This window comes from Actinocatenispora rupis (assembly GCF_016861975.1).
GTDB lineage: Bacteria > Actinomycetota > Actinomycetes > Mycobacteriales > Micromonosporaceae > Actinocatenispora > Actinocatenispora rupis.
In genome coordinates this window covers 56,687-70,777 of the sequence record NZ_BOMB01000027.1, presented here as the reverse complement: position 1 = coordinate 70,777, position 14,091 = coordinate 56,687, and the positions used below count along the sequence as shown (strand labels likewise).

At 71.9% G+C, this 14,091-nt stretch carries 15 protein-coding genes; 7 read left to right on the top strand and 8 right to left on the bottom strand.

Annotation, left to right across the window (positions count from 1 at the left end; genetic code table 11):
* Positions 1-164: 164 nt before the first annotated feature.
* Positions 165-848, top strand: coding sequence for an adenosylcobinamide amidohydrolase (locus tag Aru02nite_RS23620; RefSeq protein ID WP_203661314.1), 684 nt, complete (start codon positions 165-167; stop codon positions 846-848).
* 8 nt (positions 849-856) lie between these two features.
* Here Aru02nite_RS23620 and Aru02nite_RS23615 read toward each other — a convergent pair whose 3' ends face one another.
* The 5 genes from Aru02nite_RS23615 to Aru02nite_RS23595 form a co-directional block, all read right to left on the bottom strand.
* Entirely contained in the window at positions 857-1,537 is a 681-nt protein-coding gene (locus tag Aru02nite_RS23615; protein ID WP_203661312.1) for a glycerophosphodiester phosphodiesterase, read from the bottom strand.
* Entirely contained in the window at positions 1,530-2,888 is a 1,359-nt protein-coding gene (locus Aru02nite_RS23610; RefSeq protein WP_203661310.1) for an ABC transporter substrate-binding protein, read from the bottom strand. The genes Aru02nite_RS23615 and Aru02nite_RS23610 overlap by 8 nt, the downstream gene beginning before the upstream one ends.
* A 64-nt stretch (positions 2,889-2,952) precedes the next feature.
* Positions 2,953-3,819 carry a carbohydrate ABC transporter permease gene (locus Aru02nite_RS23605; protein ID WP_203661308.1) on the bottom strand — a complete coding sequence of 289 codons (867 nt, stop codon included), beginning with the start codon at positions 3,817-3,819 and terminating at the stop codon, positions 2,953-2,955.
* Positions 3,816-4,772, bottom strand: coding sequence for a carbohydrate ABC transporter permease (locus Aru02nite_RS23600; protein WP_203661306.1), 957 nt, complete (start codon positions 4,770-4,772; stop codon positions 3,816-3,818). Before Aru02nite_RS23600 ends, Aru02nite_RS23605 begins: the two co-directional genes overlap by 4 nt.
* A gap of 228 nt (positions 4,773-5,000) precedes the next feature.
* Positions 5,001-6,317 (bottom strand): Gfo/Idh/MocA family protein, encoded by a 1,317-nt coding sequence (locus Aru02nite_RS23595; protein WP_203661304.1) that lies wholly within the window; start codon positions 6,315-6,317, stop codon positions 5,001-5,003.
* Positions 6,318-6,411: 94 nt separating this feature from the next.
* Here Aru02nite_RS23595 and nth point away from each other — a divergent pair, with 94 nt between their 5' ends.
* The 5 genes from nth to Aru02nite_RS23570 all read left to right on the top strand — a co-directional run bounded on the left by nth (position 6,412) and on the right by Aru02nite_RS23570 (position 10,200).
* Positions 6,412-7,170, top strand: a complete 759-nt coding sequence (gene nth / locus Aru02nite_RS23590) for an endonuclease III (protein WP_275408703.1) — start codon at positions 6,412-6,414, stop codon at positions 7,168-7,170.
* Positions 7,167-7,718 carry a TlpA family protein disulfide reductase gene (locus tag Aru02nite_RS23585; RefSeq protein WP_203661302.1) on the top strand — a complete coding sequence of 184 codons (552 nt, stop codon included), beginning with the start codon at positions 7,167-7,169 and terminating at the stop codon, positions 7,716-7,718. Before nth ends, Aru02nite_RS23585 begins: the two co-directional genes overlap by 4 nt.
* Positions 7,715-8,350, top strand: coding sequence for an NUDIX hydrolase (locus Aru02nite_RS23580; protein WP_203661300.1), 636 nt, complete (start codon positions 7,715-7,717; stop codon positions 8,348-8,350). The genes Aru02nite_RS23585 and Aru02nite_RS23580 overlap by 4 nt, the downstream gene beginning before the upstream one ends.
* A 164-nt stretch (positions 8,351-8,514) precedes the next feature.
* Entirely contained in the window at positions 8,515-8,991 is a 477-nt protein-coding gene (locus Aru02nite_RS23575) for a cupredoxin domain-containing protein (RefSeq protein WP_203661298.1), read from the top strand.
* Between the two features lie 24 nt (positions 8,992-9,015).
* Positions 9,016-10,200 carry a MarP family serine protease gene (locus tag Aru02nite_RS23570; protein ID WP_239076898.1) on the top strand — a complete coding sequence of 395 codons (1,185 nt, stop codon included), beginning with the start codon at positions 9,016-9,018 and terminating at the stop codon, positions 10,198-10,200.
* 9 nt (positions 10,201-10,209) lie between these two features.
* On the opposite strand, the gene mycP is transcribed toward Aru02nite_RS23570, so the two are convergent.
* The 3 genes from mycP to Aru02nite_RS23555 are packed head-to-tail and all read right to left on the bottom strand — an operon-like array spanning position 10,210 to position 13,224.
* Positions 10,210-11,376, bottom strand: a complete 1,167-nt coding sequence (gene mycP / locus Aru02nite_RS23565; RefSeq protein ID WP_373324958.1) for a type VII secretion-associated serine protease mycosin — start codon at positions 11,374-11,376, stop codon at positions 10,210-10,212.
* 1 nt (position 11,377) lies between these two features.
* Entirely contained in the window at positions 11,378-12,193 is an 816-nt protein-coding gene (locus tag Aru02nite_RS23560) for an endonuclease/exonuclease/phosphatase family protein (protein ID WP_203661294.1), read from the bottom strand.
* Positions 12,194-12,237: 44 nt separating this feature from the next.
* Positions 12,238-13,224, bottom strand: a complete 987-nt coding sequence (locus tag Aru02nite_RS23555; RefSeq protein ID WP_203661292.1) for a helix-turn-helix transcriptional regulator — start codon at positions 13,222-13,224, stop codon at positions 12,238-12,240.
* Positions 13,225-13,286: 62 nt separating this feature from the next.
* Between Aru02nite_RS23555 and Aru02nite_RS23550 the strand changes: the two genes are divergently transcribed.
* A complete protein-coding gene (locus tag Aru02nite_RS23550) occupies positions 13,287-14,066 on the top strand; it encodes a phosphodiesterase (RefSeq protein ID WP_203661290.1) in 780 nt (259 codons plus the stop codon).
* Positions 14,067-14,091: the final 25 nt, after the last annotated feature.

Sequence of the window (14,091 nt, the reverse complement as noted above, 5' to 3'; positions counted from 1 at the left end):
TTGAGTCTAGGCGTACCAACGCTGCACAGGTACGCACAACGTCGATAAGCCGTCAGCTTCATGGTCAAACCGGCCACGGGGTTGTGCCCCGAGCACCCGGTCTACCACCGATCTTGCCGTACCACCAGTTCACGCGGCACAGGGGGCCGACCCATCATGTCCGCATGGACCCGACGCTGACCGAGCGGACCGACGACGGCCACCCCCTCCCGGTACTGGTGTGGCGCCTGCCGGCGCCCCGCCGCACGATCTCCTCCGCCGTACTCGGGGGAGGGATCGGCGAGCATCACTGGATCCTGAACGCCACGGTGCCGCTGGCGTACACCCGGGGCGACCCGGACCGGCACGCGGCCGAGATCGCCGCGGGACTCGGCCTGGCCGGTACCGGGGCGGGCCTGCTGACCGCCGTCGACGTGACCCGGCACCACGGCGCGGCGGACGGCGGCGTGCACGCCACCGCCACCGTCGGCATCAGCAGCCCGGCGTGGGCGGCCGCGCCGGACGGCGACTTCCGCCGCGAACTCCCGGCCCACGTCCCGCCCGACCCCGCCGGGCTCCGGTACGCGCCGGGCACCATCAACGTCGTCGTCGCGGTCCCCGTACCGCTGGGGCCGGGGGCGCTGGTGAACGCGGTGCTCACCGCGACGGAGGCGAAGACGCAGGCGCTCGTCGAGCTGGGCGTCCGCGCCACCGGTACGGCGAGCGACGCGATCGTGGTGCACTGCCCGACCGAAGGCCGGGACGAGCCGTACGCCGGGCCCCGGTCGGTGTGGGGTGCCCGCCTGGCCCGGGCCGTGCACGCCGCCGTACGCGACGGGACCAGGGCCTGGCTGGTACGCCCACGCTGACCGGGACGTCACCAGGAGCGGATCCGGTCGGCGTGGTCGGTGGTCACCGAGGCGACGCCGAGCGCGGTGGCGCGGGCGAGCCGTTCCGGGTCGCCGACCGGCCAGGCGTCGATGCGGATGCCCGCGTCGTGCACCTTCGCCACCAGGGACTCGGTGAGGTCGGCGAGGCCGAGCGCCAGCCACTCCGCGTCGACCGCGCGGGCCTGGTCGACCGCGTCCGCCGGCGACTTCGGCAGGATCAGCGCCCGCGGTACCTCCGGCAGCGCCTCGCGTACGGCGGCGACGATCTCGGCGTCGTGCGACGTCGCCGTGAGGCGGTCCGCCACCCCGGTCCGGCGTACCAGCTCGGCGAAGGGGCGGACGGCGGACAGCACCTTGATCTCGGTCTGGATCGGCAGCGCCACCGCCGCCAGGACCTCCTCGTACGTGGGGATCCGCTCGCCGAGTCCGGCGTCCAGGGCCTGCAGCTCGGACAGCGGCAGGTCGGCGACGGCGCCCGTACCGGAGGTGGTGCGGTCGACGGTGGCGTCGTGCACGACGACCAGGTGCCCGTCGGCGGACACCCGGATGTCCAGCTCGATCTCGTCCGCGCCGACCTCCTCGGCGCGGACGAACGAGCGCAGCGTGTTCTCCGGTTCGGAGCCCGCGACGCCGCGGTGTCCGATGACCCGGACCGGGAACTCAGACATGCTTCTCGATGTTCTTCCGCACCTTGTCGGTCGCCTTCCTGATCTGCCCGGCCACGTCGGTGAAGACCTGCTGCGCGGGCTGGTTGTTGGTCCAGATCTTCTGCAGGCCGGTGTAGATGAGGATGTTGGCGTTGGGCACCATCAGCCGTACCTCGTCCTCCTTGCGGACGATGTCGAGCTGCTTCACGGCGGTGGAGAAGTTCGGGTTGTCGGCGAGGAGCTTCTTCAGGTCGGGCTGCTCCTTGGCGGCCTCGATGACCGGCAGGTACCCGGTCTGGACCGTCCAGTACGCGGAGTTCTCGGGCTTGCCGACGAACTCGACGAACTTCCAGGCCGCCTCCTTCCGGTCCTTCGGCGCGTACGACAGGATGCCGAAGCCGCCACCGCCCGTCGGGACGACCTGCTTCTCCTTCCCCGGTACGAACGCGGTGCCGACCTCCCAGCCGCCCTTCTGCGCCGCCTCGGTGATGCCGCGCAGGCCGCCGGTGGAGGTGACGAGGGTGGCGATGAGCTGGTTCTGGAAGTCGACGGAGGGGCTGTCCGCCATGTACGCCATCTTGTCGGTGAAGATCAGCTTGCGCTGCCACTCGCCGGCGGCGACGGCCGGCGCCTGGTCGATCGTCACGTCGAGGCCGTTGGAGTAGGCGCCGCCCCACTGCCACACCGAGCCCTGGAACTGCCAGTCCCCGTCGATCTTCTGGTACGCCTCCATGCGCACCTGCTTGCCCTTGACCTTGATGCCCTTGAGCTGCCTGGTCCAGCCGTACCACTCGTCCCAGTCCTTGGGGCCGCGGTCGGTGGGCAGGCCGGCCTTGTGGAAGAGCGTCTTGTTGAAGTACATGATCGGGGTGGAGCGGGCCAGCGGCAGCCACCAGAGCTTGCCCTTGAGGACGCCCTCGTTGAGCAGCTTCTGGTTGTAGTCGGACTTCTTGAGGCCGGAGCCGAAGTAGGCGTCGAGCGGTTCGAGCAGGTCGTTGAGGTAGAAGTTGTGCCAGTTCACCTCGGAGAAGGTGACCAGGTCCGGGATCTTCTTCGCCTGGACGGCGGCGGTCACCTTCTGCGCCGTCTCGTCGTAGCTGCCCTGGAACTGGACCTCGACGTACACGTCCTGCTGCGACTCGTTGAACTTCTTCGCCAGCGCGGCGAGCGCGTTGCCGGGGATGTCGGCGTACGCGTGCCACACGACGACGTGCGTGCGCTTGGCGTACTGGTCGGGGACCTTGTCGCCGGACGCCTGGGCGAATCCGCTGCCGCCGTTTCCGCCACCGCACGCGAGGGGGGTGAGGGCGAGCGCGGCACCGCCGGTGGCGGCGAGCAGCGAGCGCCGGCTCAGGTTGGCGCGAGCAACCATGGTGCACTCCATTCCTTGTACCGCAAGCTGTTGCGAGAGGATGTGTCCGATGTGGACGGTTGGCTCAGCCCTTCGTGGCGCCCTGGGTCAGGCCGGCCACGATCTGCCGCTGAGCGAAGAAGAAGACGACCAGGACCGGGACCACGACGAGTACGGTGGCGGCCATGATCGCGCCCCAGTTGTTGTAGCCCTCCTGGGTCTTGAGGAACAACAGTCCAATGGGGACGGTGCGCATGGTGGTCGAGTTGGTGACGATCAGCGGCCAGATGAAGTCGTTCCACTTGCCCACCATCGTGATGACGCCGGCGGTGACGAGCATCGGCCGCGACAGCGGGAGTACGACGCGGAACATGGTGCGCAGGTGCCCGGCGCCGTCCACCTTGGCGGCGTCCATGATCTCGCCCGGCAGCGTCAACATGTGTTGCCGCAGCAGGAAAGTGGCGAAGACCGAGCCGAGACCCGGCACGATCAGCCCCGGGTACGTGTTGATCCAGCCGAGGTCGGAGATGGTCAGGTAGTTCGGCAGCAGCGTCACGTGGCCGGGCACCATCATCGCGCCGAGCAGCACCCCGAACAGCACCTTCTTGAACGGGAACCGCAGGAACGCGAACGCGTACGCGCAGAGCGTCGCGCACAGCATCTCGCCGACCGTACCGATGGAGGTGACGATCAGGGAGTTGAGGAAGAACCGGCCGAACGGCGCGGCGTGCCACGCGTCGACGAAGTTCGACCAGCGCAGGTGCGTCGGGATCCACGTCGGCGGGTACGTGTAGATGTCGGCGTTCTGCTTGAGGGCCGAGGAGGCCAGCCAGTAGAGCGGGCCGAGTACGACGCAGGCGAGAACGACGAGCAGCACGTATCGGAGGACGCGGCCGGCGCGGCCGCGCGGCGACCGGGTCCGAAGTGGACTGTCCACAGTGGAGGTCGTCACCGGTAGTGCACCTTCCGCTCAAGGAACCGGGCCTGCAGCGCGGTGATGATGATGAGGACGACGAACATGATCATGGCGCCGGCCGCGGCGTGTCCGGCGTCGAACGCCTTGAACGCCTGCTGGTAGATGAACCAGCTCAGCGTCGTCGTCGAACTGCCCGGACCGCCCGCCGTCATCAGCGCCAGCACGTCGAACGCCTGGAACGTGCCGATCGTCGTGGTGATCACGAGGAAGAACGTCACCGGCGACAGCATCGGGAACGTGATCTTCCGGAACGTCGTCCACGCGCCGGACCCGTCCAGCGCCGCCGCCTCGTACAGCTCGCGCGGGACGTTCGACAGGCCGGCGAGGTAGACGGTGGCGATGAAGCCCATGTTCTTCCAGAGGTACACGATGATCAGGCCGGGCAGTGCCCACGTCGTACTGGTCATCCAGTTCGGCGAGTCGGCGCCGACGGCGGCGAACAGCGGGCGGACGAGCCCGTAGTTCGGGTCGAAGATGAACAGCCAGATCGTGCCGATCGCCGCCCCGGACAGGATGTGCGGGGCGAACGACATGGTCCGTACGAAGCCGCGGCCGACGAGCTTCTGGTTGAGCAGCACCGCGATCGCCAGTCCCAGCACCATGCTGCCGACGACGATGCCGACCACGAACACCACCGTGACCCGCAACGTACCGAGGAAGTCGGGGTCGGTGAACAGGTCCACGTAGTTGTCGAGGCCGACGAAGTCCTTCACCGGCGCCAGCATGTTCCAGCTCGTCAGGCTCAGGTACGCGTTGTAGACGACCGGCCAGTACGCGAACGTGAGGACGAAGAAGAAGTTCGGCACGATGAACGCGAGGAACAGCAGGTACTCGCGGAGGTGCCGGCGGTGGCGGCCCCGGCGGGCCGGCGTGGCCCGGGTGCCGTCGGCGCGGGGTCCGGTGTCGACCCGGGCGTCAACCGCTGCCATGCGATGCCCTCCGTGGTGAGTGTCCGAGCAGACGGGAAGCCGCCCTCGCGGAGCGGCCCCTTGAGACTTCTAACATGAGAAACCGTTGGGATCACGAAAAGTTAACATCGTGTGTCGTGGTGGGCAAGACCCGCCGAGTACCGCATCGGTGGCGGCCACACGGTTTCCGGGCAGACGAAAGCCGCCCGGTGGGACGTACCCCCACCGGGCGGCGACCGTGCTGTGGAATCAGCCGGTGATCAGGTCGAGCGGCGGCGGTACCGGCTCCACCGTGCCCTGCCGGCGCGCCCGCTCCGCGGCGAACACCGTCAGGTGGCTCGTCAGCGAGTCGCGCGGGCCGGACGAGACGCGGGCCGAGTCGCCGGCCGCGACCGCCGCGACGAACGCGTCCATCAGGCCGGCGTCGCCGCCGCCGTGCCCGCCGCCCGCGGTCATGTCCCCCGTGGTGGCCGGCTCGACCGTACGGTGCGTGCCGGTGAGGAAGTCGTACACGTCGATGGTCTCGCCGTCGCCGACGAGCTGGCCGTGCGAGCCGAACAGCTTCGTCTGGCGGTCGCCCTGCTCGGTGAACGCGGTCATCGTGAACACGCCGGTCGCGCCCGACGCGAACTCCATGTTCACCACCTGGTGGTCGACCACGTCGTTGTCGCACGCGTACACGCAGCGACCGTACGGTCCGGTGCGGAGCGCCTCGCCCAGCGCGTCCGCCGTGTACTCGTCGACCAGGACGTCGACCGGCCAACCGGTGTTGCCCTGCACGAGGCGGTCGAAGTAGAACCGCTTCGCCGAGTACGGGCAGGTGGACTCGACGGAACAGTCCAGGCAGCGGTCCGCCGCGCCGGCCGGCCTGTTCTCCGGGCGGAAGTGCGACAGCCGGCCGAAACTCGACACCTTCGTCGGCGGCTCGCCCAGCACGTACTGCAGCCAGTCGATGTCGTGGCAGGACTTCGCCATCAGCATGAAGCTGGACTCGTCCTCGCGCCGCCAGTTGCCCCGCACGTACGAGTGGGCCTGGTGCCAGAAGCCGACCGGCTCCAGGTGCTGCACGCTGACGATGTCGCCGAGTACGCCCGAGTCGACGACCTCCTTCAACGCCCGCGTGTACGGCGTGTACCGCATGACGTGGCCGACGGCGAAGACCACGCCGGCCGCCTCGGCCGCGGCGACGATCTGCCGGCACTCGGCCTCGGTCGGCGCCATCGGCTTCTCCACCATCACGTGGTAGCCGAGCTTGGTGAGCGCGAGTACCGGCTCGGTGTGCATCTGGTCCTGGGTGCAGACCAGCACCGCGTCGGCGATCCGGGGGCGGGACGCGAGCGACTCCCAGTCGGCGAACACGTTCTCCGGCGGGATCGAGTGCTCCGCGGCGAACCGTTCCCGGCGGACGTCCCGGGGCTCGGCGACGGCGACCACCCGGGCCCGGTCCGGGTGCTCCCGCGCCCACCGCGCGTACCCGGTGCCGCGCCCACCGGCGCCGACGACTGCAAGAGTGACCGGCCGACGTACTTCCCGCCGCGGAGGCCGCGGATCAACAGGTGAGGACACGAGGACCGACGCTACTTGTGTACCCGACCGGAACGGAACCCCCGTCCCAGGATCCGCCCGGGACGTACCCGGAGGGCGACGTAGGCTCGGGTCCGTGACTCGTGAGAAGACGACGGCGGCCGGGGCGGAGAGCCCGCTGGCGCTCAAGCGGCGGGCCCGGCGGATGCAGCGGATCCTGGCCGAGACGCACCCCGACGCGCACTGCGAGCTGGACCACGAGAACCCGCTCCAGCTCGCCGTCGCGACCATCCTGTCCGCGCAGTGCACGGACAAGAAGGTCAACGAGGTCACTCCGGCACTCTTCGCGCGGTACCCGAAGGCGGCGGACTACGCCGGCGCCGACCGTACGGAGCTGGAGGAGATGATCCGTCCCACCGGCTTCTACCGGAACAAGACGACCTCGTTGCTGAAGCTGGGCGCCGCGCTGGTCGAGCGCTTCGACGGCGAGGTACCGGGGCGGCTGGCGGACCTGGTCACGCTGCCCGGGATGGGGCGCAAGACGGCGAACGTGATCCTCGGCAACGCGTTCGACGTACCGGGGATCACCGTGGACACCCACTTCTCCCGGTTGGTACAGCGGTGGGGGTGGACCTCGGAGACCGACCCGGTGAAGATCGAGCACGCGGTCGGCGCGCTGTTCGAGAAGCGCGACTGGACGATGCTGTCGCACCGGGTGATCTTCCACGGCCGGCGGGTCTGCCACTCCCGCAAGCCGGCGTGCGGCGCGTGCACCCTCGCCAGCCTCTGCCCGTCGTACGGGGCGGGGCCGACGGACAAGGCGGTCGCCGCGAAGCTGCTCAAGGGCCCGCGCGTCGCGGAACTGGCCGCCGCGGCCGGGGCGCCGCTGCCGTGAGACGTACCTGGGTGGTGCTCGCGGCTCTGCTCCTGCTCGCCGGCTGCGGCACCTCGGCGACCCCGCAGGCGAGGCCCAGCCACGAGCCCGTCTGGTTCGCCCGCTGCCCCACGCCGTCCGGGCCGGCGACCGCGAAGCCCACCGCGCCGGCGGTCACCCTGCCCTGCTTCACCGGCGGCGCGTCCGTCCCGCTGAACCGGGCGTACGGGAAGCCGACGGTCGTCAACCTGTGGGCGTCCTGGTGCGAGCCGTGCCGCCGCGAACTTCCCGAGATCCAGCGGTACGCCACGGCCCACCCCGACGTCGTCGTCCTCACCGTCGACACCAAGGACACCCGGACCGCGGGGCTGTCGTTCGCCCGGGACGCGAAGGTACGGCTGCCGACGCTGTTCGACCCGGACCGCGCGCTGCTGACCGGCGTCGGCCGCTCCGCGCTGCCGGTGACGCTGCTGGTGGACGGCCGCGGCCGGCTGGTCGAGACGTACAACGGGACGGCGCTGACGGCGGACTCGCTGGACCGCATGGTGACGGGGAAGCTGAAGCCGTGACGACACAGCTGCCCGACTGGTTCCGCACCCTCGCCGACGGGGTGACGCCGCTGCGCGCCACCGACTTTCCCCGTACGGTGCGGCCGAACGGCGCCGGCCGGGACGGCGCCGTACTCGTCCTGCTCGGCGCCGGCGAGTCCGGGCCCGACCTGGTGATGATCGAACGCGCGGCGACCCTGCGCGACCACGCCGGCCAGTGCGCGTTCCCCGGCGGCGGCGCCGAGCCGGGCGACGACGGCCCCGCCGGTACGGCGCTGCGCGAGGCGGCGGAGGAGATCGGTCTGCGGCCGGAGACGGCGGAGGTGGTCGCCGTGCTGCCCGAGCTGTACCTGTCGGTCTCCCGCTTCAACGTCACTCCGGTACTCGCCTGGTGGCGCGAGCCGCACCCGGTGACGGCGCTCGACCCGGGCGAGGTGGCCCGGGTGGCGCGGCTGCCGATCGCGGCGCTCGCCGACCCGGCCAACCGGTTCCGGGTCCGCCACCGCAGCGGGTACGTCGGGCCGGCGTTCCGGGTGGACGACATGCTCGTGTGGGGCTTCACCGGCGGCATCGTGGCGAAGCTGCTCGACCTCGCCGGCTGGTCTCGGCCGTGGGACGAGTCGCGCGTCGAGCCGCTGCCGCCGGACGTCTGAGGCACCGCGGGGTGGCGCTGAGCGCACCGCGCGGGGTCGCGCTGAGCACCGCTGTGGTGGCGCTGCGGCACCGCGCGGGGTGGCGCTGAGCGCCGCTCCGGCACCGCGCCACATCGCGACCGGGGCGCGGCGTACGGCCGTCGGGGGGTTCGTAGGCTGGGGTCATGCGTGCTGACTCGCTCCGACCTCCGGCGACCACGACGACCCCGGTACCGGGTCGGCGGCGTCGGGTGCCGTCCGTCCGGCGGCTGGCGGCGGTGGCCGCGGCGGGTGCCGTGCTCGCGTCCGCGGGCTGCGGTTTCGTCGGTCAGCACGACGCGTCGACGCACGGCCCCGACACCACCGGTACGGCGAAGACCGGTGCCGGCGGGGTGCAGACGATCACGGTGACCGGGGACGAGCGGATGCGCTTCACGCCGAACGTGATCAAGGCGCACACCGGCAAGCTGCGCATCACGCTGAAGACGACCGGCCAGACGCCGCACGACCTCCAGATCGACAAGTTCCACGCCACGACCGGAATGGTCATGAAGGGCCGGTCCGCCAGCGTTGAGGTGGAGATTTCCGCCCCCGGCCGGTATGACTTCGTGTGCACGTACCACGTGAAGCAGGGGATGACCGGAGTCATCGAGGTCTCCTGACCGCGGCCGAGTTGGGGGATGTCGGTGTACGGGAGCTTTGTCGACGTCGTACTGGTGGTCCTGGCGATCGGGTTCGCGGTCAACGGGTACCGGCAGGGCTTCGTGGTGGGTGCCCTGTCGTTCGTGGGGTTCATCGGCGGGGCGCTGGTCGGCCTGCAGATCGCGCCGTCGCTGGCGACGTACTTCGACACGCCGACGATGCGGGTGGTGGTGTCGCTGGCCGCCGTCCTCGTACCGGCGGTGCTGTTGCAGGCGCTGGCCGCGGTGCTCGGCTCGAAGATCCGGCGGTCCATCGAGAGCCGCGGCGCGCAGGTGCTCGACGACCTCGGCGGCGCCGCCGTCTCCGTACTCGCGGTGCTGGTCGTCGGCTGGATGATCGCCGTACCGCTGGCGTCGTCGTCGGTGCCGTGGCTCGCCAAGGGCGTACGGACGTCGGCGATCGTGCACGGGGTCGACGAGGCGATGCCGTCCGGCGCCCGGGTGCTGTACAACCGGCTCCGGGACAGCGTCAGCACCAGCGACTTCCCCGACGTGTTCAGCGGCCTGACCCCGACCGAGGTGCGGTCCGTCCCGCCGCCGGACCCGGAGCTGGCCAACTCGCCGACCGTGCGGCGCCTGCACCAGTCCGTACTCAAGATCGTCGGTGACGCGCCGTCCTGCTCGCGCCGCATCGAGGGCTCCGGTTTCGTGTACGCGCCGCACCACGTGCTGACCAACGCGCACGTGGTCGCCGGTACCCGGTCGGTGGTGGTGGAGCAGCAAGGCGAGCGGCTCGGCGCCACCGTCGTCGCGTACGACTCGCAGCGCGACCTGGCCGTGCTGTACGTGCCGGACCTGTCCGCGCCGGTCCTGCCGTTCGCGTCGACGCCCGCCGCGGACGGCGCGAACTCGATCGTGCTGGGCTACCCGTTGGACGGGCCGTACACGGCGTCGCCGGCGCGGGTCCGGGACCACCGCGAGATCCGCGGCCCGAACATCTACAACGACGGCACCGTCGTCCGCGAGGTCTACACGATCCGTTCCGAGGTACGGTCCGGCAACTCCGGCGGCCCGCTCGTCTCCTCGTCCGGCACCGTCTACGGGGTGATCTTCGCGGCGGCCGCGGACGACCCGGAGACCGGCTTCGCGCTCACCGCGAACGAGGCGGCCCCGGTCGCCGCCAAGGGCCGGTCCGCCACGGCCGGTGTCGGTACCGGCTCCTGTACCTGACGCCGCCGCTCAGTGCGGCCGGGTACGACGCAGCGCCAGCGCCAGGAACGCGGCGATGAGGATCATCATCACCGCGCCGAAGCCGACGAGTACGGCGGTGCGGGTGTCGCTGCCGGCGGAGCTCGCGCGCGGCGCGCGGGAGACGGTGACCCGGCGGGTCGGCGCGGACCCGGCCCGCCCGGCCGAGGACGAGTGCGGGCTGGCGGTGTCCAGCGGGTTGCCGCCGACCTCGGTCACCGTGGCCGACAGCGCGGCCTCCGGATCCACCAGGCCGTAGCCGTACTCCCGGTCGCGGCCGCGCGGGCCCCGGTCGACGGCGGTGGCGATGAGCCGGTTGACCACGTTCGCCGCGGACATGGTGGGCCAGCGGGAACGGATCAGCGCGGCGGTCGCGGCGACCAGCGGCGCGGCGAAGCTGGTGCCCTGGACGTGCCAGTACCCGCCGGGGCGGGCGCCGATCAGCCCGTCGGCCGGCGCCGACACCGCCACCTGCGGCCCGGCCACCGAACCGGACCAGAACGTCCCGTCCGGGTTGAGGCCGGAGACGGCGACCACGCCGGAGGCGCGCGCCGGGTACCAGACGCCCTTGCCGGCGTTGTCGGCCACGTTGCCGGCGCAGGCGACGACGACCACGTCGTGGTCGAACGCGTACCGCAGGGCGGCGGCGAGCGAGTCGGACTCGGCGGCCCCGCCCAGCGACATGTTGATCACGCGGGCGCCGTGGTCGACGGCCCACCGTACGCCGGACGCGACGATGCTGGCGTCGCCGTACCGGTTGTTCGCGTCGAGCACCCGTACCGGCAGGATCTTCGCCTTGTACGCCAGCCCCACCACGCCGTCGCCGCTGCGCCGCCCGGCGATCAGGTCGGCCACCGACGTACCGTGCCCGACGAAGTCCTTGCGGCCGTCGGTCGAACCGTCGACCAGGTCGATGCCCGGCTCCACCTGCCCGGACAGGTCCGGGTGCGAGGAGTCGACGCCGGAGTCCAGCACCGCGACCTCCACCCCCGACCCCGTCGAGTACTTCCACGCCTGGTCGGCGTGCAGCAGCGGGAGCTGCCACTCGTCCGCGCGTACCGGATCGGCGTGCGCGGTGCCGGGGGCGACCAGCACGGCCGCCGCGGCGAACACGGCGAGCAGGAACGCCAGCGTGCGGGTGCGGGCGGTGACGGCCACATCAGGTCCCTGGGGTCGCGGCGGGCAGGCCGAGTTCGACCCGCACCGGTACATGGTCCGACGGCCACTGCCCGCCGTCATGGTCTTCGCAGATCTCGGCACCGTGCACAACGATCGGGCCGCGGGTGAGTAGCCAGTCGATCCGGCCGGAATCGGGACGCGGCGCCCGCCACCCGCCGTACGTGCCCTGCCCGGCGGGTGCCGCGACCCGCCCGGCGCCCGACGTACGGAACCGGCGGCCCTCGGCGGCGACCCACGCGTCGGCCAGCCCGGCGCCGGTGAGGACCGCGTACGGCTCGCTGCCGGGTTCGCAGTTGAAGTCGCCGGACACGACCAGCGGGCCGTCGACGCCGGCGAGCCGCTCGGCGATCAGCGCGGCGCCGCGCCGGCGGGCCGCCGCGGACCGGTGGTCCAGGTGGGTGTTGAGCCAGACCAGCTCCCCGCCCCCGGCGGTACGGAAGCGCGCCCAGGTCGCCATCCGTACGACCTCGTTGCCCCAGGACGCCGAGCCGGGTACGTCCGGCGTGTCGGACAGCCAGAAGTGGTGCTGCTCGACCGGCGTCAGCACCGCCGGGTCGTACAGCACGGCGCACCACTCGCCGCCGCCGTCGGCGTCCCGCCCGGCGCCGAGGATCTCGTACCGGCCGGAGTCGGCGGCGATGTCGAGGAGCTGAGCGTGATGGCCCTCCTGGGTGCCGACGACGTCGGGCGCCGCGCTGCGCAGCAGCTCGGCCAGCAGCGGGCGGCGCGCGGGCCACGCGCGGGCGTCGGCGTCCACCGGGTTCTTCAGGTTGTACGTCATGCCGGTGAGAACCATGATCACGGAGGCTACATCGTCGAAGCTGCCCCGAACGGTGGTACTCAGCCGTACCGTTCCGCCAGCGTGCGCGCGGTGCCGGCGACCAGCTCGCGCAGCTCGGGCGGGGCCAGTACCTCGGCGTCGGTGCCCAGTCGCAGCAGGTCACGGTGCGCGATCTGGACCGACTCGATCGGCAGCCGTACGACGACCGAGCCGTCCTCGTCCGGCTCGCCCGCGGACGCCAGCGCGTCCTCCGCCGCGACCCGGTCCACCGCGTACCAGAGGGCGCGGGTGCCCTCCGCCGTCAGCCGCACCGTCGCCGTCCCCGCGAGCAGGGTCCGCTCGAACTCGACCGCCCGCGCCGTCCAGAACTCGCCCAGGTCGAACGCCGCGTCCCGCTCGAACGTCTCCTCCGTCGCCGCCACCTCGGCGAACCGGTCCACCCGGTACGTGCGCACCGACTCGCCGACCCGCCCCGCCAGGTACCAGACGGCGTCCTTCAACACCAGCCCGTACGGCTCGATCCGGCGGCGCACCGGGCGGCCCGCCGCGCCCGGCCGACCCCGCTCCTTGTCGTACGTCGCGGTCACCACGCGGTCCGTCCACACCGCGCCGGCCAGCTCCGACAGGTACCGCGGGGGCTCGGTGGGGCGGAACCAGCGCGGCGCGTCCACGAAGTACCGCCGGCCGACGCGGTCGGAGACGTCCCGCAGCTCGCCGGGCAGCGCGGCCAGTACCTTGAGCTGCGCGGCGGCCAGCGCGTCGGACAGCCCGAGCGCCGCCGCCGGCGTCTGCGCCCCGGACAGGAACAGCGCCTCCGCCTCCGCCCGCGTCAGCCCCGTCAACCGCGTCCGGTACCCGTCGACCAGCGAGTATCCGCCGCGGCCGCCCTGCTCGGCGTAGATCGGGATGCCCGCGTCGGACAGCGCCCGCACGTCCCGGTACACGGTGCGTTCGGAGACGCCCAGCTCGGCCGCGAGCTGCGGGGCGGTGAGCCGGTGTCGTGACTGGATCAGCAGCAGCAACGAGATGAGGCGGCTCGCACGCACGCCATCACGCTAGCCGGTGCGGCATGCTGTCCGCGAAGGGACCGTCGCTCGGGAGGAAAAGCGTGCTCATCGCCCATCTGTCCGACCCGCACATCACCACCGGCGCGCTCGCCGCGGACCCGGCGACCGGCCTGTACCGGGCCCTCGGCCGGGTCCTCACCCTCGAACCGTGGCCGGACTGCGTGGTCGTCACCGGTGACCTCGTCGACACCGGGCGACCCGAGGAGTACGCGGCGCTCCGCCAGATCCTCGGCCGCTTCCCGCTGCCCGTGCACCTCGTCGCCGGCAACCACGACGACCCCGCCCACCTGGTCGCCGAGTTCGGCGGTACGCACGTCGGCGGCACCGGCGACTCCGCGCGCTACACGGTGGAGTACCCGGAGGTGACGTTCGTGGTGCTGGATTCGCGGGTGCCCGGCACCCCGGCCGGCACCCTCGGCGCGGACCAGCTGGCGTGGCTGGACGGCGAGCTGTCCCGGCGCGCCGACGTGCCGGCGATGGTGTGCCTGCACCACCCGCCGGTCGCCGTCGGCATCCCGTTCATGGACGGCATCCGGCTCAGCGACGGTGCCGAGCTGCTCGACGTGCTCGCCCGCCACCCCCACGTGGTACGCCTGCTCGCCGGGCACCTGCACCGTCCCGTCACCGTCAACCTCGCCGGTACGGTCATGTCCGTCGCGCCCAGCACGTACCGGCAGATCGACCTGTGCACCCGGGTCGAGGCCCCCTTCGGGTACGTGCACGAGCCCACGTCGTTCCTGCTGCACGACCTGACCGGTACCACCTGCGTCACGCACCAGGTGCAGGTCAGCCACGCCGCCGCACCCGTGCAGGGCTTTTAGAGGTCCTGGCAGAAAGGCGTCGGAT

Bases quoted from the DNA above. Each gene is read 5' to 3' on its own strand.
- Aru02nite_RS23620 (WP_203661314.1), top strand. From the start codon at position 165: ATGGACCCGACGCTGACCGAGCGGACCGACGACGGCCACCCCCTCCCG.
- Aru02nite_RS23615 (WP_203661312.1), bottom strand. From the start codon at position 1,537: ATGTCTGAGTTCCCGGTCCGGGTCATCGGACACCGCGGCGTCGCGGGC.
- Aru02nite_RS23610 (WP_203661310.1), bottom strand. From the start codon at position 2,888: ATGGTTGCTCGCGCCAACCTGAGCCGGCGCTCGCTGCTCGCCGCCACC.
- Aru02nite_RS23600 (WP_203661306.1), bottom strand. From the start codon at position 4,772: ATGGCAGCGGTTGACGCCCGGGTCGACACCGGACCCCGCGCCGACGGC.
- Aru02nite_RS23575 (WP_203661298.1), top strand. From the start codon at position 8,515: ATGCGTGCTGACTCGCTCCGACCTCCGGCGACCACGACGACCCCGGTA.
- Aru02nite_RS23560 (WP_203661294.1), bottom strand. From the start codon at position 12,193: ATGGTTCTCACCGGCATGACGTACAACCTGAAGAACCCGGTGGACGCC.